Source organism: Petrotoga olearia DSM 13574 (assembly GCF_002895525.1).
Classification (GTDB): Bacteria; Thermotogota; Thermotogae; order Petrotogales; family Petrotogaceae; genus Petrotoga; species Petrotoga olearia.
The window spans coordinates 267540-288782 of sequence record NZ_AZRL01000012.1 but is presented as its reverse complement, the minus strand read 5'-3'; the positions used below and the strand labels follow the sequence as shown (position 1 = coordinate 288782).

General features: G+C 32.6%; 26 protein-coding genes. All 26 read left to right on the top strand.

Annotated features, from left to right (window positions below):
• The first annotated feature begins 15 nt into the window (after window positions 1-15).
• The 26 genes from X929_RS05445 to X929_RS05315 all read left to right on the top strand — a co-directional run bounded on the left by X929_RS05445 (window position 16) and on the right by X929_RS05315 (window position 21179).
• Window positions 16-1056 (top strand): potassium channel family protein, encoded by a 1041-nt coding sequence (locus tag X929_RS05445; protein WP_103067021.1) that lies wholly within the window; start codon window positions 16-18, stop codon window positions 1054-1056.
• A gap of 11 nt (window positions 1057-1067) precedes the next feature.
• On the top strand, window positions 1068-2384 hold the full coding sequence (locus tag X929_RS05440) for a hypothetical protein (RefSeq protein WP_103067020.1): 1317 nt from the start codon (window positions 1068-1070) through the stop codon (window positions 2382-2384).
• Window positions 2385-2498: 114 nt separating this feature from the next.
• Window positions 2499-2876: a 30S ribosomal protein S6 gene (gene rpsF, locus X929_RS05435; RefSeq protein WP_103067019.1), complete on the top strand. Its 378-nt coding sequence runs from the start codon at window positions 2499-2501 to the stop codon at window positions 2874-2876.
• Between the two features lie 22 nt (window positions 2877-2898).
• On the top strand, window positions 2899-3414 hold the full coding sequence (locus tag X929_RS05430) for a single-stranded DNA-binding protein (protein WP_103067018.1): 516 nt from the start codon (window positions 2899-2901) through the stop codon (window positions 3412-3414).
• 86 nt (window positions 3415-3500) lie between these two features.
• The gene (gene rpsR, locus X929_RS05425) at window positions 3501-3731 is read left to right on the top strand and encodes a 30S ribosomal protein S18 (RefSeq protein ID WP_103067017.1); all 231 of its coding nucleotides are present in this window, start codon (window positions 3501-3503) and stop codon (window positions 3729-3731) included.
• A 114-nt stretch (window positions 3732-3845) separates the two neighbouring features.
• Window positions 3846-4295, top strand: a complete 450-nt coding sequence (gene rplI, locus X929_RS05420) for a 50S ribosomal protein L9 (RefSeq protein ID WP_103067016.1) — start codon at window positions 3846-3848, stop codon at window positions 4293-4295.
• A 26-nt stretch (window positions 4296-4321) separates the two neighbouring features.
• Window positions 4322-5149 carry an MBL fold metallo-hydrolase gene (locus X929_RS05415; RefSeq protein ID WP_103067015.1) on the top strand — a complete coding sequence of 276 codons (828 nt, stop codon included), beginning with the start codon at window positions 4322-4324 and terminating at the stop codon, window positions 5147-5149.
• Between the two features lie 117 nt (window positions 5150-5266).
• Window positions 5267-5734 carry an NfeD family protein gene (locus tag X929_RS05410; protein ID WP_103067014.1) on the top strand — a complete coding sequence of 156 codons (468 nt, stop codon included), beginning with the start codon at window positions 5267-5269 and terminating at the stop codon, window positions 5732-5734.
• A 47-nt stretch (window positions 5735-5781) separates the two neighbouring features.
• Window positions 5782-6711, top strand: a complete 930-nt coding sequence (locus tag X929_RS05405) for an SPFH domain-containing protein (protein WP_103067013.1) — start codon at window positions 5782-5784, stop codon at window positions 6709-6711.
• Window positions 6712-6729: 18 nt separating this feature from the next.
• Complete coding sequence (locus X929_RS05400; protein ID WP_103067012.1) at window positions 6730-7251, top strand: hypothetical protein; 522 nt, start codon at window positions 6730-6732, stop codon at window positions 7249-7251.
• Between the two features lie 74 nt (window positions 7252-7325).
• Window positions 7326-7997 carry a protein disulfide oxidoreductase gene (gene pdo / locus X929_RS05395; protein ID WP_103067011.1) on the top strand — a complete coding sequence of 224 codons (672 nt, stop codon included), beginning with the start codon at window positions 7326-7328 and terminating at the stop codon, window positions 7995-7997.
• A gap of 22 nt (window positions 7998-8019) precedes the next feature.
• Complete coding sequence (gene trxB, locus X929_RS05390; protein ID WP_103067010.1) at window positions 8020-9042, top strand: thioredoxin-disulfide reductase; 1023 nt, start codon at window positions 8020-8022, stop codon at window positions 9040-9042.
• A gap of 99 nt (window positions 9043-9141) precedes the next feature.
• On the top strand, window positions 9142-9417 hold the full coding sequence (gene rpsO, locus X929_RS05385) for a 30S ribosomal protein S15 (RefSeq protein ID WP_103067009.1): 276 nt from the start codon (window positions 9142-9144) through the stop codon (window positions 9415-9417).
• 61 nt (window positions 9418-9478) lie between these two features.
• Window positions 9479-11566: a polyribonucleotide nucleotidyltransferase gene (locus tag X929_RS05380; RefSeq protein WP_103067008.1), complete on the top strand. Its 2088-nt coding sequence runs from the start codon at window positions 9479-9481 to the stop codon at window positions 11564-11566.
• Window positions 11567-11895: 329 nt separating this feature from the next.
• Entirely contained in the window at window positions 11896-13125 is a 1230-nt protein-coding gene (locus tag X929_RS05375; RefSeq protein WP_103067007.1) for a M16 family metallopeptidase, read from the top strand.
• A 23-nt stretch (window positions 13126-13148) separates the two neighbouring features.
• A complete protein-coding gene (locus tag X929_RS05370; RefSeq protein ID WP_103067006.1) occupies window positions 13149-14189 on the top strand; it encodes an HD-GYP domain-containing protein in 1041 nt (346 codons plus the stop codon).
• 3 nt (window positions 14190-14192) lie between these two features.
• Complete coding sequence (locus X929_RS05365; RefSeq protein ID WP_103067005.1) at window positions 14193-14864, top strand: metal-dependent transcriptional regulator; 672 nt, start codon at window positions 14193-14195, stop codon at window positions 14862-14864.
• Window positions 14865-14912: 48 nt separating this feature from the next.
• Entirely contained in the window at window positions 14913-15725 is an 813-nt protein-coding gene (locus tag X929_RS05360; protein ID WP_103067004.1) for a purine-nucleoside phosphorylase, read from the top strand.
• A 32-nt stretch (window positions 15726-15757) separates the two neighbouring features.
• Window positions 15758-16765 (top strand): DHH family phosphoesterase, encoded by a 1008-nt coding sequence (locus tag X929_RS05355; RefSeq protein ID WP_211286743.1) that lies wholly within the window; start codon window positions 15758-15760, stop codon window positions 16763-16765.
• Between the two features lie 15 nt (window positions 16766-16780).
• Window positions 16781-17203 carry a Na+/H+ antiporter subunit E gene (locus tag X929_RS05350; protein WP_103067002.1) on the top strand — a complete coding sequence of 141 codons (423 nt, stop codon included), beginning with the start codon at window positions 16781-16783 and terminating at the stop codon, window positions 17201-17203.
• 38 nt (window positions 17204-17241) lie between these two features.
• Window positions 17242-17457, top strand: coding sequence for a monovalent cation/H+ antiporter complex subunit F (locus tag X929_RS09970; RefSeq protein WP_146255775.1), 216 nt, complete (start codon window positions 17242-17244; stop codon window positions 17455-17457).
• The gene (locus X929_RS05340) at window positions 17454-17738 is read left to right on the top strand and encodes a monovalent cation/H(+) antiporter subunit G (protein WP_103067000.1); all 285 of its coding nucleotides are present in this window, start codon (window positions 17454-17456) and stop codon (window positions 17736-17738) included. Before X929_RS09970 ends, X929_RS05340 begins: the two co-directional genes overlap by 4 nt.
• Window positions 17739-17767: 29 nt before the next feature.
• On the top strand, window positions 17768-18508 hold the full coding sequence (locus X929_RS05335) for a hydrogenase subunit MbhD domain-containing protein (RefSeq protein ID WP_211286742.1): 741 nt from the start codon (window positions 17768-17770) through the stop codon (window positions 18506-18508).
• Window positions 18505-19194, top strand: coding sequence for an MnhB domain-containing protein (locus X929_RS05330; RefSeq protein ID WP_103066998.1), 690 nt, complete (start codon window positions 18505-18507; stop codon window positions 19192-19194). The genes X929_RS05335 and X929_RS05330 overlap by 4 nt, the downstream gene beginning before the upstream one ends.
• A gap of 190 nt (window positions 19195-19384) precedes the next feature.
• Window positions 19385-19720: an NADH-quinone oxidoreductase subunit K gene (locus X929_RS05320; protein WP_103066997.1), complete on the top strand. Its 336-nt coding sequence runs from the start codon at window positions 19385-19387 to the stop codon at window positions 19718-19720.
• A 28-nt stretch (window positions 19721-19748) separates the two neighbouring features.
• Window positions 19749-21179 carry a complex I subunit 5 family protein gene (locus X929_RS05315; RefSeq protein ID WP_103066996.1) on the top strand — a complete coding sequence of 477 codons (1431 nt, stop codon included), beginning with the start codon at window positions 19749-19751 and terminating at the stop codon, window positions 21177-21179.
• Window positions 21180-21243 lie beyond the last annotated feature (64 nt).

Genomic DNA, 21243 nt, shown 5'->3' with positions numbered 1-21243 from the left:
ACGTGTCTCGATCAAATGAGTGAAACTCTCGCTTTGAAAATAAGACGATTTGTAATATCCATTATAATTTTTGTTCTTATAGTCTTTACTGGAACAGTAGGGTATATGGTACTGGAAGATTGGAATTTTCTAGACTCTTTATTTTTTACTATAATCACATTGAGTACCGTTGGATATAGTTTACCTGCCGATTTGTCAAGTGTTTCACAGATATTTACAGCAGTATTGATTCTCTCTGGAATAACGGTAGTTTTATACTCTCTTTCAACCCTAACCTCCTTCATTGTTGAGGGTGAGATGAGAAATGTTTTGGAGGTAAGAAAAAGGATGAAAAAAATAAACGGTATGAATAATCATTATATTGTTGTAGGAGCCGGTAAAACTGGATTTTTTGTCTGCCAAAATATGCTGAAAGAGAAAAAAGATTTTGTCCTATTGGACAAATCAGAAGAGAGAGTCCAACAATTCCTGAAAGAAATAAATACCGAAATTCCATATTTTATCGGTGATGCAAAAAATGAAACGGTGCTGGAAGAAGTTGGGGTCAAAAGAGCCGATAGTATTATATTAACCCTACCTTCCGATGTGGATAACTTGTTTGTTGCTTTAACGGTGAAAAGTATAGTACCTAAAATCAACATTATTTCAAAAGTTAACGACCCTGAATCGGTGAAAAAACTTTCTTATGCTGGGATCAACAAGATCGTTCTTGAATCAGAAATCTCCGGAAATAGATTAGCCTATATGGCAACTCGACCAAACATTGTATCGTTTCTTGAAACGATTATACACACACCAGAAAAAGATTTACAACTAGAAGAGGTGGACATACCAAAAAACTCTTGGGTAATTGGTAAATCCCTTAAAGAAATAGCTTTACCAGACAAGGTAGATATGATAGTGATAGCAGTAAGAAAAAAAGATAATAACAGTATATTCAATCCTAAGGCGAATACAATAATAGAAGAGGGTGACATAATAATAGTATTAGGTGAAGATTCTAAAATCAAAAGATTGCGGGAGATAGTTGAACAAGAAAGTTCCCAGCTAAGCTGAGGGGGTACGAAATGTACGAAAAAGTATCGGTTTCCATTTTAATAATTCTTTTACTTTTTTCGTTTGGATTTTCTATAAACTTAGAACTTAACGCTATGGGAACCTATGATTATGGTGAAGAAACTTTCACAGACAGAATAGGTATAAAATTATACAATTACACTCAAAACTTTGATATCACAAGCGAGATAGCCTTCTACAACGATGATAAATATTATTTTTATGAGTCAAATTACTATTGGGGTCACTACTTTCTGATAGAAAACAGTTATATCACCCTCAGGAATGATGATCAAACACTTGAATTGAGTGGTGGCATAAAACAACTAAAAGATGAGGTAAACTCTCCTTATTCATTGTTCTTTTCTTCCAATAATATTCCCCTTGTTAATTTAGATGTGGGTTATGAAGATGAACATTTCTTTTTTGAAACCATGTGGGTTCAATTGGTAAGTGAAAATAACAGGAATTTTGAAACCCCTAAAGCAATGAATTACAAAACGTATGGATTGAAATTTGGCAATTTCAGGGTAGGTTATCAAGATGTACTAGTATATAACAGGTCTTTTGACATTTTTTATTTTTTAAATCCAATGCCCGCATATTTTGCTCAAGAGATTAGAGCAGTAGGAAATGGTATGCCTTGGTCGGAAAATATTCACGATAACTCAATAATGGGATTCTTCTTTGATTACAAAGACTCTAATTACTATATTTACTCTCAACTATTAGTAGATGATTTCAACACCAACAGGTTCTTCAACCCGCAGGACAGACAAAATCCCGACAAAGTAGCCTTTTCTTCAGGATTAAACCTAAAAAGCAACTTAGGAACTTTTGGTGTTTACGGTGCCTTTGCAACCCAATACACTTTTCAACCAGGAGGCGGGCCAGGTTACACTATCTATCCGGAAAGTATCTATTATTATGAAGGTGAGAATAGGATTATAGATTACACAGATCACTACATCGGATACAAATACGGTGAAAATACGGTTTCTTTCCTAGTTGACTACGATTATACGTACAATAATTGGTTTAATCTTTATTCTTCTTTTGAAACAGTGTTTTCTGGAAACAAATCACCAACCAAAAAAACTGCTCCAGATGAAGGCACCTACCTTTTGGATGAGTCACTTTTGGAAAAAAGGTATGTATATACCGTAGCAACAAACTTCTATTTTAACAATCTAGAGTTTAACCTATCAGCTGATATGGGAGTAATACAAAACAAATTAGAATTCAATGTAGATGAAGATATTTTCGAACCTTCTGATAAAGATGAAAATATTTTAAAACTAAACTTTGGATTTGGTATAGAATTTTAATATAATTTTTAAATAAAAACAATAACCTTCTTTCGATTTTCTGTTATAATTGCACAAGAAAAAATCCTGCTTCTGATAAGTTCAGAGGCCTAAGACCATAGGAGGAGGAATAAAGTGGGAAAAAGATACTACGAAACAATGTTTGTCGTTAGAACAGACATTCCTGAAGAGGAAAGAAATGCTTTGGCAGAAAAGGTGAGAGGTTGGATAGAAGGCCAACTGGAAGGTGAAGTCGAAGAGTTTACAAGGTGGGGCATAAGAAAATTAGCCTATAGAACTCAAAAAGGTAAATTTACAGAAGGCGATTACACTTACATCATATACAAAGCTGACCCAGAAAAGGTTAACCAACTGGATGATCTTTTTAAAGTGAACCAAGAAATTTTTAGGTTTCAAACTATTAGAAGAGAAGATCTTGAGAAAAAAGTAAGAAAAACTCAAAAAGAATCAAAAATAATGGTAGAAGAACCAGAAACTTCTGAAGAAATTTAACTAAAATTAGGAAGTGTTTTTTATGTCTATTTCTTATAACAAAGTTATTTTGGTGGGAAGATTGACCAGAGATCCAGAGATACGCTCTACTATGAATGGCAATAACGTCGCAAACTTTCATTTAGCTGTTGACAGACCTTCTTCAAACAATCAAGATGGTACAGATTTCATAAGAATTGTGGCTTTTGGTAAACAAGCGGATTTTGCATCAAACTATTTAAAAAAAGGAAAGTTGATCCTAGTGGAAGGATCGCTTCATATTAATCAATGGACAGATAGAGATAATATTAAAAGAGAAACCGCAGAAATTTGGGCTAATAGAATGAATTTCATGGAAACAAAAAAGGCCGAACAGGTTAACGAATTTTCTGACATGGACATTACAGTAGAAGAAGGATTTTTCGATAAAGATAGAATTTCAGATACCGATCCAATTGAAGAAATAGATGATGACGCATTACTCGAGAACGATGAGCTTTTAGAAGAAAGCTTTAGTGATCTTGAAAACCACCTTTCTTCAGATGATAAACCTATTTGATTACAATAAAGTACAAATAAGTTTTTAATAAAAAATAGTAACTGAAAAGAAAATAATAATTGGGAAAAATGGAGGTTTTAAATAGGATGGCTTACGTTAAAAGGGAAAGAAAAAAAGTAAAAAAATGCAAGTTATGCAGAGATAATGTTGAATATATTGATTACAAAGATGTTAGAAAACTGAAGGAGTTTATGAACGACAAGGGGAAAATCCTTCCAAAAAGGATAAATGGAAATTGTGCCAAACATCAAAGAATGGTTCGAACAGCGATTCATCGTGCTAGAAAAATGATGTTAGTTCCTTATGTGAACGAGTGAGGCGACAACTCACATCTAAAATACAATAGATAGAGGGATTCCTCTATCTATTTTTTTTGAAGGTACGTTTTTTACCTAATTATGATAAAATTGTATAAAGGGGTGTTATAAAACATGAAAGTACTGTTACTGGATGACGTGTCAAATTTGGGGAAAAAAGGAGAAATAAAAGAAGTTTCTGATGGATACGCAAGAAATTATCTGATTCCAAAAAAATTGGCTGTTGAAGCAACTGGCGGCTATATAAAAAACGTTGAGGAAAGTAAAAAAATTGAAGACAAAAAGAAGGAAAATCTAAAAAAAAGAAGCGAAGAAATTTTAGAAAAATTGAAAGGCACAAAGATAGAAATAAAAGCAAAATCCGGAGAAAAAGGTAAGCTTTTCGGTGCTGTGACGGCTCAAAATATTTCTGAGAAAATAGAAGAATTACTCGGTGAAAAATTTGACAAAACTTGGTTTGATGAAAAGGTAAACATAAAAGAATTAGGAACTCACACATTAAAAGTGAAACTTCCTCAAGGTGTTAGAGGAGAAATAAAGGTGAAAGTTGAACCAGAAAACTAACAAAATTACAATGGGAGTTGTGATAGTTGGAGTTTTTAATAAGATCAAAGGCATTGTATACGACGTGGGTTTTTTACAAGCCAGATAGAATACTTTTCGATGCTGGTGAGGGAGTTAGTGCAGAGTTAGGAAACAAAATATATGGAATCGAAAAGATTATTTTAACACACTCCCACGTAGACCATATAGCTGGATTGTGGGGAATCATTAATACTCGTAATAACGCTATGGGGAACAGAAACAAAAAACTAGAAATTTACTATCCAAAGGGATCGGAAAATATTACTGAATATTTAAACTTTATAGGTAAAATGAATAAAAGATTAAGATACGAAATAGATTTTAGAGAAATAATGTTATCGGATACTATCTCTCTAAACAACAAAAGATTTATAAAACCCTTTAAAACAAGACATACCCCTGGGGAAGTCTCTTTTGGTTACCAAATTTTAGAGCAAAGAAAAAGAGTAAAAGAAGCGTATAGAGAATTAACTGAACCCGAAATAAAAGATTTAATAATTAATAAAAAAGAAGATATCTTAGAAAACTACATTGCGAACATATTGACTATAAGCGGAGATTCTCTACCTATTCCACCCAATTTCGCAAAAGATTGTGGAACCTTGGTTCATGAATGTACCTTTTTTGATGAAAAGGATAGAAAAATTAGAAACCATACCTCGCTATCAGAATTAAAAAATTTAATAAACATCTCCAAGCCAAAGAGAATAATAATATACCATGTTTCAAGTAGGTACAACAGCAAAATTAAGTTAGCCAAAGAAGAATTAAATAACGAATTCCCAAATATACAAATAAATATCGTCCATCCAGAAAAAGTTTTTAAAATCTAATTTTGCTGTTTTTTGCAAAATGGTTTTACTGTGATGTGCAAAAAGGTCTTTTTTGCAATGCTTTAGAAGTAACATCCTAATTCTCATTTGCTTCGCAAATGACGTGAGGTGATAATTATGGGTCAATGGGGTATTTGGGTTATTTTTGCAATAATTTTTGCGATCGCTGAAGCTATACTACCATCTTTTTTCTTTCTATGGTTCGCCATAGGAGCTGGAGTAGCAGCTATTGCTTCTTTATTTATTTCATCTGTTGTTTTAAATTTGTTAATATTCTTAATCGTTTCTTTTTTGCTGTGGATCTCGACAAGAAAAATCGTAAAAAATTTGTACAAAGGTTCTTCTACTATCAAACCTTATCAAGACCAATTTGTTGGTATGAACGGCAAGGTGAGTAAGATTGATGAGGAAGGAAGAATCATCGTTAAAATAAAGGGAGACGAGTGGAGAGCGTATCCGGAAGACGAAGAAACCAATTTTAATGTGGGGGATGATGTTGTAATAACAAAAAAAAGCGCCAATTTTGTGTACATAAAAAAACTTAAAGCCCCTGAAGATAATCAAAAAAAAGATATCAAAGAGTAAGATATTTTTTGGTGAACAAAATTTGAAAAAGAAAGGTGGGGAAAAGAATGTTGGTAATATTGATAATAGTAGTTCTATTTTTGATCTTTATTGTATCAATGAGTTTGAAAATTATACGTCCCTACGAAAAAGGTTTGGTGGAAAGATTGGGGAAATATCATAGACAGGCTGATCCGGGATTGAATTTCATCATGCCTTTCATAGAAAGAATAACTAAAGTAGATTTAAGAGAAATGGTGATCGATGTTCCACCTCAAGAGGTTATCACTAGGGATAACGTTATAGTTACCGTTGATGCCGTTATATATTACGAGGTAACTGATGCTTATAGAGTAGTTTACAACGTTGGAGATTTTACCTCAGCAGCTGTTAAGTTAGCTCAAACAAATTTAAGGAACGTAATTGGAGAGTTAGAATTAGATCAAACATTAACCTCTAGGGAAAGAATCAACACGAAACTCAGAGAAGTACTTGATGAAGCCACCGACAAATGGGGAGTAAGAATCACAAGAGTAGAGATAAAAAAGATCGATCCACCTCAAGATATTATGGACGCAATGAGCAAACAAATGAAGGCTGAAAGAATGAAAAGAGCCGTTATATTAGAGGCCGAAGGGTACAAACAGTCACAAATTACCAAAGCGGAAGGAGACAGAAATGCTGCAATATTAAAAGCCGAAGGTGAAGCAGAAGCTGTTAAGAAAAAAGCTGATGCCCAAAAATATAAATTAAGTATTGAAGCTGATGGAGAAGCCGAGGCAATTCTTAAAGTTTTCGACTCAATTCATAAAGGTAATCCTACAAAAGACTTGATAACAATAAGATATTTTGAAGCATTAAAGGCAATCTCAGACGGAAAATCAACAAAGGTATTTATGCCGTATGAAATTTCAGGAATATTGAGTTCTGTAGCTGCTATGGCTGATATTTCAAGAAACGACACAATTTCTGAAAGTAATCCAGAAAATAAAGAATAAAGTTCTGAGGTAATTTTTATGGTATTATTAAAGTCATTGTTTACCAACGCAGTCAGTTTTTTAATAGCCTTTGCTGTTATCAAATTTTTGATCATGAAGAACAGAGAACCCTATCACTTCGTAGATTATTTTAACATATACGGAGCAATATCTTTTTTGCTGGTATGTTTTTATTTGAAGTATTTAAACGGTTTAACAGCGCTAATGGAGATAATTACATTCTTTATTTTGCTCTTATTTTATCTTAGATCTTTTGACGCTGCCACGAAAAAATATCATGAAAGGTTCAAAATTACGGTTCTCTCTTTTGGGTATTCAAAAAAAACATACTTTAGCAATTTTCTCTCAAAAAAAATACTAATGAGAGGTGTTGAAGCTTTTCTTTTCGCTGTATCTTTTTATTATTTCATGGATAAAATATTCTTGTCAGTTTCTGTAATACTAAATCCCTTAGTAATAATAATACCGTCTATTCTATTATTTTTCACAACAATAGTTAAATCATCAAAAATTAACAAAGCGTATAGAATTTTAAAGTAGATTCAATCAAAATATGTTAATATACCTATATAGGGTATATATAATACATTATAACAGATGGAGGTTTTTAAAATATGGAAAAAATCTTGGACAAAGAAACACAAAATAAGGTAAGAGAAATTTTAGAGAAATTGACGGAACCGGTTCAAATACTATTAGTTAAAAATGATGGAGAGTACTCAGAAATAGTTGAACAGTTACTTGGAGAACTCAAGGAATTAGATGAAAGGATAATGGTTAATATCTACCACTCTGATTCTCAGGAAATCAACAATTACGATATTGAAAAAGATCTATTACCAGCTATGCTAATATTAGATAACGAAGGAAGAGATTACAGAATTAGATACTATGGGATACCATCGGGTTATGAGTTCACCACTTTTCTTCAAAATATCATAGCTGTTTCTAATAAAAGTGTAGACTCTTTCAATGATGAAAACAAAGAAAAATTATCGCAGATAGACAAAAATGTAAGAATCAGAGTTTTCGTGACTCCTACTTGCCCATACTGCCCTAGGGCTGTTTTTGCTGCTCATCAAACAGCTATGTTAAACCCTAACATAATAGGAGAAATGATTGAAGCAAACGAATTCGATAGTATATCCTTCGAATATGGTGTCAGTTCCGTCCCTCACACTGTGATAGAAGTAAAAGAAAACGGTACGTGGGTAAAAAAAGGAGAGTTTGTAGGAGCCTACCCAGAAAATAGTTTTGTGGAAGAAGTTTTAAAAGCTGTTGAATAGAACAGTTTAAGGAGGTCCTTACATGTTTTTTAATGTTGATGGAGTCAACAAAAAATCCGAAATAAAACAACAATACGACATAGTAATAATCGGTGGTGGACCTGCTGGAATTGCAGCTGCTATATATGCCTTACAAGGTGGGGCTTCTGCACTTATAATTGAAAAAGCCGTTGAAGGCGGTCAAATGAATTTAACGGATGTTATAGAAAATTATCCCGGCTTTAAAACCATAAGAGGTGAAGAACTTTCCTCTTTAATGAAAGAACATGCGGAGAACTTCGGAGCGGACTTTTATGACGGAAAGGTTATAGAATTGATAGACGGCCTCACGGCAGATAAGGATGAAGGCTCCAAAAAAATGGTTGTTATGGAAAATGGGAAAACAATTAAATCAAAAGCAATAATAATAGCAAGTGGATCTAACCCTCGAAAATTAGGAGTTAAAGGCGAAGAAGAACTTTCCTCCAAGGGAGTTTCTTACTGTGCGTCGTGCGATGGTCATTTTTTTAAGAATAAAAAGGTTGCCGTCGTAGGAGGAGGAAATACAGCTGTAGAAGAAGCTGTTTATTTATCAAACATAGCTAAAGAAGTTTATATAATTCATAGAAGGGATAAACTAAGAGCAGATAAACTCTATCAAAATAGAGCCTTTTCTCGAAAAAACATAAAATTTAAATGGAATTCAGTCGTTGAAGAAATTAAAGGCAAAGATAAAGTCGAAAGTTTAGTCATAAAAAATGTAAAAAGTGGTGAAGCATATGAAGAACCTTTCGATGGAGTTTTTATTTTCGTTGGATTAGTACCAGAAACTAGTTTTTTAAATACTGATCTTTTCGATGTTGACGAATATGGTTTCCTAATTACAGACCAAAATATGGAAACAAAAGTTAAAGGTATTTATGCAGCAGGAGATATAAGACATAAAGAGATCAGACAAATTGTAACCGCTGTATCTGATGGAGCTATTGCTGCTTCACATGCTATTCGAGAATACATCAATGAAGATCAAATATCATCAACTGCATCAACAAATTTGACAAAATGAAGATATAATTGTATAATATATTTTAGTACCTTCAACTCAGTTTAGGGTGTAACCCCTTTACTTGGTTAAAGGAATAGTTTGCAGGAGGTTATAGAAAAGATGTCTAGAGGATTGGACCCCGAAAAAAAAGAAGAGCTTATTGAAGAATTTAAAGTCAACGACAAAGATACTGGTTCTGTTGAAGTACAGATAGCTTTACTTTCTGCTAGAATCAAGCATTTAACAGAACATTTGAAACAGCACCCAAAAGATTACCATAGTAGACGTGGATTGATGATGATGGTAGGAAAAAGAAGAAAGATGCTCAAATATTTGAGAAAAAACAAACCCTTAGTTTATCAAGAAATTATCAATAAATTAGGTATAAGAGGTTGATAACAAATTTTCAAAAAGCGGGGCATAAGCTCCGTTTTGTTTTTATATTGGAGGTGTGAGAATGAAAGTATTGGAAAAAGAACTGTTCGGGAGAAAATTACGTATTGAACATGGTAAAGTTGCCAAACAGTCTCTTGGCTCAGTGATGCTGACTTTTAACGAGTCAACGATATTAGTTACAGCAGACGCTTCGGAAGATGCGGTTAAAGGCCAAGATTTTTTCCCGTTAACCGTAGAATTTCAGGAAAAATTCTATGCGGTCGGGAAAATCCCGGGAGGATTTATAAAAAGGGAAGGAAAGCCAAGTGACGAAGCTATATTAGCCGCAAGACTCATCGATAGACCGATTAGACCTTTGTTTCCAGAGAATTTCTTCAACGAGGTTCAAGTCATAACTACCGTATTTTCAATGTTGAATGACGACAGCATAGAAACATGGGGTATAACAGGTGCATCATTAGCCTTAAATCTTTCACCTATCCCATTTGATGGTATTGTTGCAGGAGTAAGAATAGGATACGTTGATGGACAGTTCGTTGCCTTCCCAACCCAAGAACAACTAAAAAATTCTAAAATCGACATGGTAGTTGCAGGAACTAAAGATGCAATTACAATGGTGGAAGGTGAATCACTGGAAGTTTCGGAAGAAGAGATGGTCGATGCTCTGATGTTTGCACAGGAAAAAATAAAAGAAATTATATCAATTGAAGAAGAGTTTCTTTCAGAATTTAACATTGAAAAATGGGAAGTTCAAAAAGAAATAATTCCAAAAGAATTTATTGAAGATTACCTGTCACTCACAGACGAGGAAGAATTAAAAAACGTACTGCTCACAAAAGGCAAAAAAAATAGGGACAAAGTCATATCAGAGTACAAAAAGAATGTAATGAAAAAATTTGAAGAAGAATTTTTGGAAAAATGGAGTGTTGCTTTTTTCCAAGACAAAAAACGTTTCTTAGAAAATGCGTTTGAGGACAAACTTCAAGAATCGATGCGAAAGATGATCATTCAAGAGAACAAAAGAGTTGATGGAAGAAATTGTGATGAAATTAGAGACATTACCTGTGAAGTGGGATTGATACCAAGAGTGCACGGTTCTGCTCTTTTTACCAGAGGGGAAACTCAATCTCTCGGAACTGTTACATTAGGTGCTCCTTTGGATGTTCAAGTTATTGATACTATATTCAGCGACGAAGAAAAGAGATTCATGCTCCATTATAATTTTCCACCTTTTTCAACGGGAGAAGTAAAAAGACTTAGAGGAGTTAGCAGAAGAGAAATTGGCCACGGACATTTGGCAGAAAGGGCACATAAAAATCTTATCCCAAGCGACGAGGAGTTTCCTTACACTATTAGAGTCGTTTCTGAAATTTTAGAATCAAACGGTTCTTCTTCAATGGCTAGTGTCTGTTCAGCTTCTTTGGCCTTAATGGATGCAGGTGTACCTATCCAGAAACATGTAGCTGGTATTGCCATGGGTTTAATCTTTGAAAACGATGATTTCGTTGTTTTAACAGATATTTTAGGGATGGAGGATCACCTTGGAGACATGGACTTCAAAGTAGCAGGAACTAGAGATGGTATAACCGCTTTTCAAATGGATGTTAAAACTAGTCAGGTTAATAAAGAAGTTCTTCAGAAGGCTCTAGAAAAAGCAAAAATAGCAAGGTTAAAGATTTTGGATAAGATGTATGACACTATCTCACAGCCACGCAAAGAGCTGTCTCCATACGTTCCAATAATGAAAGTCTTTAAAATACCAGTTTCAAAAATAGGAGAAGTAATAGGACCCGGAGGAAAAAATATCAAAGAGATCAGTGAACTATACAATGTTGAAGCTTACATAGAAGATGATGGAAAAGTTAAAATAACAGGCCGTGATGCAAAAAAAGTTGATGAAGCTATTATGCATATTCAAAATTCAATCGCAGACGTAGAAAAAGGCGGAATTTTTGAAGGTACAGTGAGAAGGGTCGAAAAATATGGTATATTTGTAGAAGTATTACCCGGCAAGGTTGGAATGTTACATGTATCCAACTTGAAAGACAAACTTCAGACTTTTAAAATTGGCGATAAGGTTAAAGTTGAAGTACTGAAGGTTGAAGATCAGGGAAAATTTCAATTAAAGCAATTAAAAGAGGAAAATTAAAATTCAAACGTGCGGCTTTTTTAACCGCATGTTTTTATTATAAATATAAATGCTGTCTTAAGAAACTCTTAAAGTTCAAAGATAACCTACTTTTCCCCCTTTCAGTACCCTCATTTCATTTCTAAAATATCTAAAAATCCTTGATTCGCAAAACCAAAATTAGAACAAATTTTACACTTGCCTTCGACTTTCTTACTTAGGGCAATTATCAATCCAGTTGTTTGTATTATATGTCATGTTAGATATAATCGTTATTGTTATGTTATAATTAATATAGTAATTTTGGAGTTTTTCCAAACAAAATATTTAAGAAAAGAGGTAAAACAACTTTGTACAGTCATAAAATATTAGACAATGGTTTAGATGTAATTCTTGTAAAAAGAGATTCTATGATGAGTGCGTCTGTACTTTTTTGTGTAAAAACAGGTTCTTCAAAAGAATCAGAAGAAAGTGCCGGATTATCTCATCTCATTGAACATGTTTCTTTTCGAGCTACTAAAAGAAAAAATACCTCCGAAATAAAACAACCCATTGAAGAAGTAGGGGGTATCTTAAATGCCTTCACTTCAAAGAATCTTACAGTTTTTTTTGCTAAGATACCTTCTTTAAAAGTAAATGAAACACTCGAAATTCTTTCTGAGATCCTATATGAACCTTTATTCAAAGAAGATGATATAGAAAAGGAAAAAGGTATAATATTAGAAGAAATCTCTTCATATGAAGATGAACCTATAAATATAGTATTTGAAAACTTATACAAAAATATATATGATGAAAACTTTTCAAGGCCTATAATGGGATACAAAGATTCCATTATGAATATAAAAAAAGCAACAATAGAAGAGTTCCACAACAAATACTACCAACCAGAAAATACGGTAGTCATAATATCAGGAAAGTTCGATGAGGATTCAGTATTGAAACAACTCAACCGAATAAAAAGTGTTACAAATTTGAATTCTTTAAAAAATAAAATTGCCAGCCCTTCGATCGTTGACAAAGAAATCTTCATCAAAAAGGTCAAGAATGATTTAGCTAGCAATTATTTAGTCCAAGGATTTAAAGCTCCATCGAAATTAGATAAGGCTTATTACGCTACACTGGTACTCAATACTTTTCTGGGGAGTGGGATGAGCTCTCTACTGTTTTCGAAAATCAGAGAAGAAGAAGGTTTGGCTTACGAAGTCACATCTGATTATGAAACTTATCCAGAAGCTGGTTTGCTATTATTTTACGCGGCAACAACCGAGAAAAACCTTGAAAATCTACTCGAAAAAATACAGGAAGTTGTAGAAAACCTCAAGAATAATAAAGAAATCGAAAAATGGTTCAATTATGGAAAAAATAGATTAATCGGTAAACTAACTTTAGAAGTAGAAAACAATTTATCTATGGCTTTGAATATTTTAGATTTGTATGTAAACTATGGTAAAATCATTACAATAGAAGAATTTATAAAAAATATAGAGAAGGTTGAAATTCATAACGTTATTGAAACGGCAAAAAATATTTTTTCTAATAATAAATATGTTTCGATACTTTCACCAAATAATCAATAAAATCCTGAAGGCGGGTGCTTTTTATGAAAAAAATTCCTTTTTATGAATTAAAACCCGGTCAAATAGTTGCAGAAGATGTTTTTAAAGAATCCACTTTATTAATTCCAAAAGGTACGGTTTTAAAATCTAGCGACATTACAAGATTGAGAAGCCATGGCATAAAGGTGGTCAATGTTTATGATGAAAATGATTTTATTGAAAGCAATATCGAAGAAAAAATTTCTTTAGAGTTTGAATCTATTCCTCCTATTGTAGAAGAGGAAACATATCGAGAATGGCATCAACATTTTGAATTTGTAAAAGATATAACGTATTTAAAAGACGATCCTTCAGAATTGGATTCCCTTGCAGAAGATATTTATAAGAAATTTTTAAAAACAGAAGAAGTCGTACTAAATTTATTTCACGCCTTAGGAAGTGAAGCTTTAAATTCTCATTCTATAAACACATCGATTATTGCCTCTATAATCGCTTCAAAATTGAATATGCCAGATGTATTCTTCGACTCTTTGGTAAAGACGTGTTTACTTCATGACATTGGATACAGTTTGATAGGGAAAAGGGTAATATTTGATTATATTGACTTAGAAGATGTAACGGTTAGATCTCATATTGTATCTGCTTATGAAACATTAAAAAATATTCAAAAAAATATAGGAAAAGAAGTTGTAGATGCTATTTCCACCCATCACGAACGCTACGACGGAACGGGAATTTTTATGAGATTAAAAGAGAACGCTATAAGTCCTTTAGTAAGAATATTACAAATAGGAGACGCCTACGATTCTTACATAGAAATAGGGAACACACCATACGACGCGATGAGTTTTCTTTTAAGATATTCCGGTTTAATTTTTGATCCGTATTATGTAAGTGTTTTTTTCTCAATAGTAGGTTTGTACCCAACAGGAAGTCAAGTAATTTTAAACAACGGCAAAAAGGCTACTGTTGTCAAAAAGGGAAAAACTTCTTCTTTTCCAATAGTGGAATGTGATGGGGAAACTATTGAAACTGGAATGGAAACCGGCTTGTTTATCAGAGAAGTATTGAAAAAAGGAGAGTAAATATTGACTGAAAATATCTCAGAAAGTCTCGAAAATTATTTGAGAGCAATCTATATTTTACATATCGACGGAAAAATACCACGGGTAAGAGATATTTCAAGAATATTGTCTGTAAAAGATGCTTCCTCTGTTGAAGCTATTAGAAAACTGGAAAAATATGGTTACGTTAAACATGAACGGTACGGTTATGTAAAACTAACGGAAAAAGGCTTGCTTAACGCCGAAAAGGTTTATAGAAGATACATAATTCTCATAGATTTTTTTGTCAACGTTTTAGGACTTTCAAAAGAAGATGCTTATCACTTATCTTGCGGCATTGAGCACCACATGAATGATAATTTTTATATTTCTCTAGATGGGTTGATGTTATTCCTTAAAAGAAACCCCATAGAATTAACCGAAGCAAAGAAATTTATTTCAAATTATAAAAAGAAAATGCCCCATGACTTCAAGACTTCTCTCTGGGATTTATCTGTCTACGAATCTTCCAAAATATTCGATATTTCAGGAGACTCTACGTTAAGAAAAAACATAATGGATAAAGGGATATATCCTGGTTTAAATCTAAAAGTAATTAAAAAAAACGATGACATCATAGAAATTTTGGTTAATGAAAAAGTGATCAACCTCACATCAAATGAATCAAAGCATATAATAATAGGAAATCAAAAGTAAAAGTTTAACTCTTTAAATTATATTTTGTCTTAAGGAGGTCCATATTGTATGACTACCAAAATCGAAAAAGCTTCCCAATTCATTAAAGAAAACATAGAAGTAAAACCAATTTTAGGATTAATATTAGGTTCTGGCCTTGGATATATTGCTGATCAAGTAGAAAATCCTAAGGTGATTGAATACAAAGACATTCCTTTTTTCCCACAATCGACTGTAGAGGGGCATGAAGGATCTTTAGTAATAGGGACCATAGAGGGTATCCCCGTCATAATATTAAAAGGACGGTTTCACGCCTATGAAGGGATCGAACTAAGAGATATTGTTTTCCCTATTTATGTGATGAAGAATTTAGGCGTTAAAGGCTTGATAATAACTAATGCAGCTGGAGGAATAAACAGAACACTTACTCCAGGTGATATAGTTGTAGACACCGATTTCATCAATTTTACATTCCAAAATCCTTTAAGGGGTCCAAATTTAGAGGATTTTGGCCCAAGATTTCCTTCCCTAGTCGAACCGGTCGATAAAAATTGGATAAAAAACGTTATAGATAAATGTAAAAAAGACAATATAGAACTCAAAGAAGGGACTTACTTATGGACTTTGGGGCCATCTTATGAAACCCCTTCTGAAATTAGAATGTTTGACAAATATGAAGCAGACCTAGTTGGTATGTCAACCTTACCAGAAGTAATCGCGGCGAATCATGTTGGTATAAAAGTCATTTCATTTTCTGCTGTTACGAATATGGCTGCTGGTATTCTGCCACAACCTCTAAGACATGAAGACGTCCTGAGAATAACCGAAAAAATAAAGGAAAAGTTTGAAAAGGTCGTATACAACGCAATTAAATTATTTTAATGAAAAACATCAAAAAGAACGGAGGAGAAAAGTTGTCTGAAAATTTAAAAGAGATCGTAGAGGAAATAAATAAGAATGATAATGTTTTGATAGTAGGCCATATACTCCCGGATGGAGATGATGTAAGTAGTTTGGTATCGATGACTTTAGGATTAGAAAAATTAGGAAAAAAGGTAACGGCGGTAATCGACGATGAAATCCCTGAATATCTTTTACAATTTCCTTTAGTTAAATCGAAGATCAAAAAGTTTGAAGATGTTGAAGAAATAATTTATAAAAAATACGATATCATGGTAATTTTAGACTGTTCATCACCAGATAGAATAGGAAGATTTGAAAAATATTTAAATGCCTTTCATGTCCTTTTGGTAGATCATCATGTAACAAATAAATATTTTGGAAATTTGAATTGGGTAGACCCAACAATGGCTTCAACCGCTCAAATGGTTTATAGAATATTAACAGCTTTAAATGTTGAATACGACAAAGAACTGGCGACTATGAATTTGTTAGGAGTAGCAACCGATACCGGATTCTTTAAATATCAAAACGCAGGCGTTTTAGTTTTCAAAGATGCCACTGAATTAATTAAAAAAGGTGCAAATATTAGCGATATTTCAAATATCATATTAGATAACATACCATTAGAGCAGATCTATTTGTACAAAGATGTCATTTCCAATCTTAAACTAGTCTTAAATGGTCAAATTGCTTATTCTTTATTATCCCTAGATATGTTCTCCAAATACAACGTTTTGCCAAAAGACTCTCCTTCTTTTGTAGAAAATCTCCGATCTATAAGAGGTGTTGAAATAGCCATTGTATTTCAAGAATATGAAAAAGGTTCTTATCATGTTTCATTAAGATCTAAAAAATGGGCAGATGTATCAAAGATCGCTCTCAATTATGGTGGAGGCGGTCATCCTCGAGCAGCCGGATTTTCACTTGAAACAAACGATATAAAACAAACAATGGAAGAAATAGTCGATTACATATCTAAAACAATCGGAAATCTTAGTGGTAACTTAGCTTATCAATAAGGCAAGTGGGTTTTTATGGCATACATCTTTTTATTTACAATTTGGGGTGTTTTAATTAACGATTTTTCAGATCTTTCATTAATGTTAGGGGCTTTGGTGGTTATCATCACAATTAGAATCACTAACTTATTTTTTAAAAATACTACTTATGGAACTATACAGATATTGGTATACAGTATGGGTAGCCTTTTAAAAATGTACAAAAATGCATTTTCTTTTTTACCTTTGATACTTTTAAAAAGGTACTCTGGTTTATCTCACATAGACGTTAAAGGAAAATCTGACTTTGAAAAAGCTGCAATAGCAAATTCAATCTCATTAACTCCTAAAACACTTGTTTTATATGAAGAAGACGATAAATTAATAGTTCACAAAGTTTCTTCAAACCCGGAGGAAGCTCATAGAGCAGATAATATTTGGAAGGACGATATAATCTGATCCATATACTAGAAATTTTCATTCTAATATCCCTTTTTATGGTTTTAATTAAGTTAATATTGACAAAATCAAAATGGGAAAAGTTACTTTCCTATTCTTCGTTTTCTTCAAAAGCGGTCATTCTGATGTTGGTTTTTTCCCTTCTTTCAGATCAATCTTTTCTTTTGGACGTTATAATTATTTTCTTAATTCTTAACATATGGGGTGTTTTGATAGTCTCGTCGTACCTGGAAAGAGGTGGTAATAAAAGATGATCGCCAACATTTTAATGGGAATAGGGATAATATTTTTGTTTTCTGGAACCTTAGGATTGTTTACGATGGAGGATTTCTATTCTAAAATTCAAGCAATCGGGATAGCAGATACAGTAGGAATAATCTCTGTTATAATCTCACTGATGCTAAAATATCCAGAAAACATGGGTAGATTACTCATATTATCTATCATTATTCTGGTTTTGAATCCGGCTATATCTTCCACAATAGCTTATCACGCTGCAAAGTCAGGGGAAAAGGTTGGCAGAGAAAACAAATGAGCTATTCTATAATTTTTCTCTTCTTAAGTTTGATTGTTCTTTCGTTATACATATTATCACAAAAAAGTTATATTAACGTGATCATTGGCTATGGGGTTTTTTCTGTTGCAATTTCTGTATTGTTTTTTCTTTTGAATGCACCGGATGTAGCTTTTGTTGAAATAACCATTGGTGCAGCTTTTGTTGTTTTTATATATTTAATTGCTATAAAAAAGACAGCCGAGGTTAAGGTCTACTACATTGAAACCCCTTATATGATAGAGGAAAAAGAAGGAAATTTATACGGATTTGAATACGAACTAATTAAAGAATTTTTGGAAAGAAAAGGATTGGATGCAGATTTTATAAAAGTGGATGCTGAAGATCCTATGGATAACATAAATGACCATGGAGAAATTTTAGCAGGCGGAATAATTTTAGAAAACAATTACGATAACATAATACCTTCCGATGGTATATTATTATCAAAATTATACGCTGTTGGTCAACCAAATAAAATTTGTTTAGGAATCTTTATGCCAAACTTAAAATCAAAAAGCTTTGAAGATTTGGATGATGATTTCATAATTGATGCGGTAAGATTAAGAAAAATAGTTATGGGAGAAGAAAGGCTGTTGTCCAAAAAGATAGAGATTATTAAAGATACTAGTTACAGGATAATCTTTTATAAAAGAGATAAATCTTTAGCAAGGGACTTCAACAAATTTTTGGAAGAAATAAAAAGTGACACCGAATATTATGAGAACCTCGTCAGGAGGTATATTGGATGAAAAATTACCTTGTTTTAACGTTGATAATAGCAATTTTTTTCGTCCTTGCATTAAACTTAAAAGTTGGAGATATGAAAAGTTTCTATGAACCTTCTGAAATTCTTGCTGAAAACGGATCAATTAATATGGTGTCCGCTATTGTTCTTGATTATAGGATCTACGATACCTTTTTTGAAATATTGGTTTTTACAGTGGCAATCATTGGTATTTCCGAATTTATAGGGAAAATTCCTACGGTTGCTCCCGACGACCAGCAGATAAAATACGATACCCCAATCATAAAGGTTATAACACCAATAATTTTTCAAATAATAGTTTTAATCTCTCTTTATATTGCAATAACCGGACATATAGCCCCTGGTGGAGGATTTGCTGCAGGTACTATTCTAGGAACAGGTTTTCTAGCGGTTTCCCTGGTGCGACCAACGGATGAAATAGAAAACTTGTTTGTAAAATCCAAAATTGAGAAATTGAAAATGTTGGTTCCTTTATTAATAATATTATACGGCTTATTAGGATATACGTGGGGGGGAACAATTTTTTCTAATTTCCATCTACAAGGATCCCCTGGAAAATTAGCTAGCGGAGGTTCTGCTATTTTATTAAATTTTTTAATTTATTTCGAGGTTTTTGGTGGATCGTGGACAATTCTGTATAGATTTTTAAAACATAAGGGATTATTGTAAACTACCCGCCGTTTAAAGAAGGAAACTTGATGGTACAGTAATTCATAGAAGCGCAAAAAGCAAAGATCTAATCCTGGTAAATAAAGCTAAAACTCTATTATGGGAAAGGAGGAAAAATTCTGCATTCCTCTCACCACTTCCTTATCTGCCGTAAGGCTGTTCTCTGGTGAGTCTCCTGCAGATATTTTTCATGAATATTTTTCATATTCTCACCTTATCAATAATACTTATTGGTTTATTTGGAATTATTACAAAAAAAGATCTAATCTTAATATTTATCAACCTCGGGGTTTTCCAAGGAGGAATAGTTCTTTTTTTTGTTCTTTTAGCATACGATGCGAATTCACCTATTATCACCACACATTTACAAAGTTACGCTGATCCACTTATCCATTCTTTTCTACTTACCGTTATAGTAATTGGATTCGCAAACTTGGCTTTAATGCTGGTTTTCGCCATGATATTATCTTCCAAATTCAAGACCCTTGAAGTTGATGAAATTGAAAAGAAAATAAAGAAAAAATAAAAAATCTTTTAAGGACAAGGGGAAAAGTATGTTTCTACTAGTATCCTTAATACCAATATCTTTAGGAGTACTAACTTATATTTTTAAAAGGAAAACCACTCTACTAGTAATAATCTCGTATATACTAACCTTTATATTTCTTACTATTTTTCAAGAAGGTTCATTTGTAATAGGGAATTATTCCCCACTTAAAGGTATTGAGTTCAGTTTTGATCCAACGATTAAATTTTTACTTATTTTATTCAATGTTTTCTCTTTAATAACCTTTTTTAGAATCTTTAAAAATTATGATCACGTGTTTTTTTCACTTTGGCTTCTACTAACTGGAAGTATAAATGGTTTCTTTATGAGTAGAGATTTTTTCAACATATACGTTCATTTGGAGCTCGCTTCTATATTAGTTTTCCTTTTGTTATCATACGATAAGAATGAGATAAGAATATGGGCAGCTTTAAAGTATATGATGATGAGCTTAGTAGCTTTAAACTTCTATTTGATAGGTGTGGGAATCCTTTATTCAAATTCAGGCACTTTGAACCTCAATTACAACCTTTCCAATGGAATTAATACTTTTGCATTCAGTTTTATCCTAACAGGACTGTTAACTAAAGGTGGACTATTTTTCCTCTCTGGTTGGTTACCCGATGCTCACACGGAGGCCGTAAAAGGGATCTCTCCTATATTATCAGGTATAATAGTTAAACTTCCTTTATTTATAATTTATTTACTCACATCCTCTTTACCCCATGAACTTAAAAATTTTTTGTACTATTTCGCAATTATAACTGCCATTTTTGCATCCATCTTTACATTGCTACAAAACGATATCAAAAAATTTTTGGCTTATTCTACTATGACACAGATGAGTTATGGGTTGATGATTATTTTACTCCGACCTTCTCTTTTTCCATATTTTATAGTTTTTCACATGTTCACCAAAGGATTTTTATTCATGATAGCCGAAGATATATACGAGAAGAATGGTACAAAAAATTTAAAAGATTTGGAAAACTCACAAATATCCTTAGATACTTTTCTTTTGCTCATTTTCTTGCTGATGAACCTGGGAGGGTTGTTTCCATTTAGCCTTTATATACTTAAAGATAATTTGTCTTTATCTTATCTTCTGGAGATAAACATCTTCATCTTCGGAATGTACTTTTATAAATTATTAAACACTTTTAAAGTAGAGAAGAAAAAATTCGAATATAAATATTGGTATATATTCATCTTTGTTATTTTAAATGTTGTATTCATAACTTATTATTTCACAACTATCGCTTCTTACTTATCTATCTTAAAAATTTTAACTGGATATTTACTGTTTGCTGCAGGAACTCTATCGTTTATATTGTTAAGAAAAAAGGTAGCTTTGTCTTCAATCGATATATACAGTTTTGAAAATAGTTTTATCTATCAAATATCATTTTTACTGCTCGCTTTGCTAATAGAAATATAAACAAAAGTTTTCAAATATTTTGGAAATTTATGGTAAAATAATAAAGAAAATATTAAAAAATAAA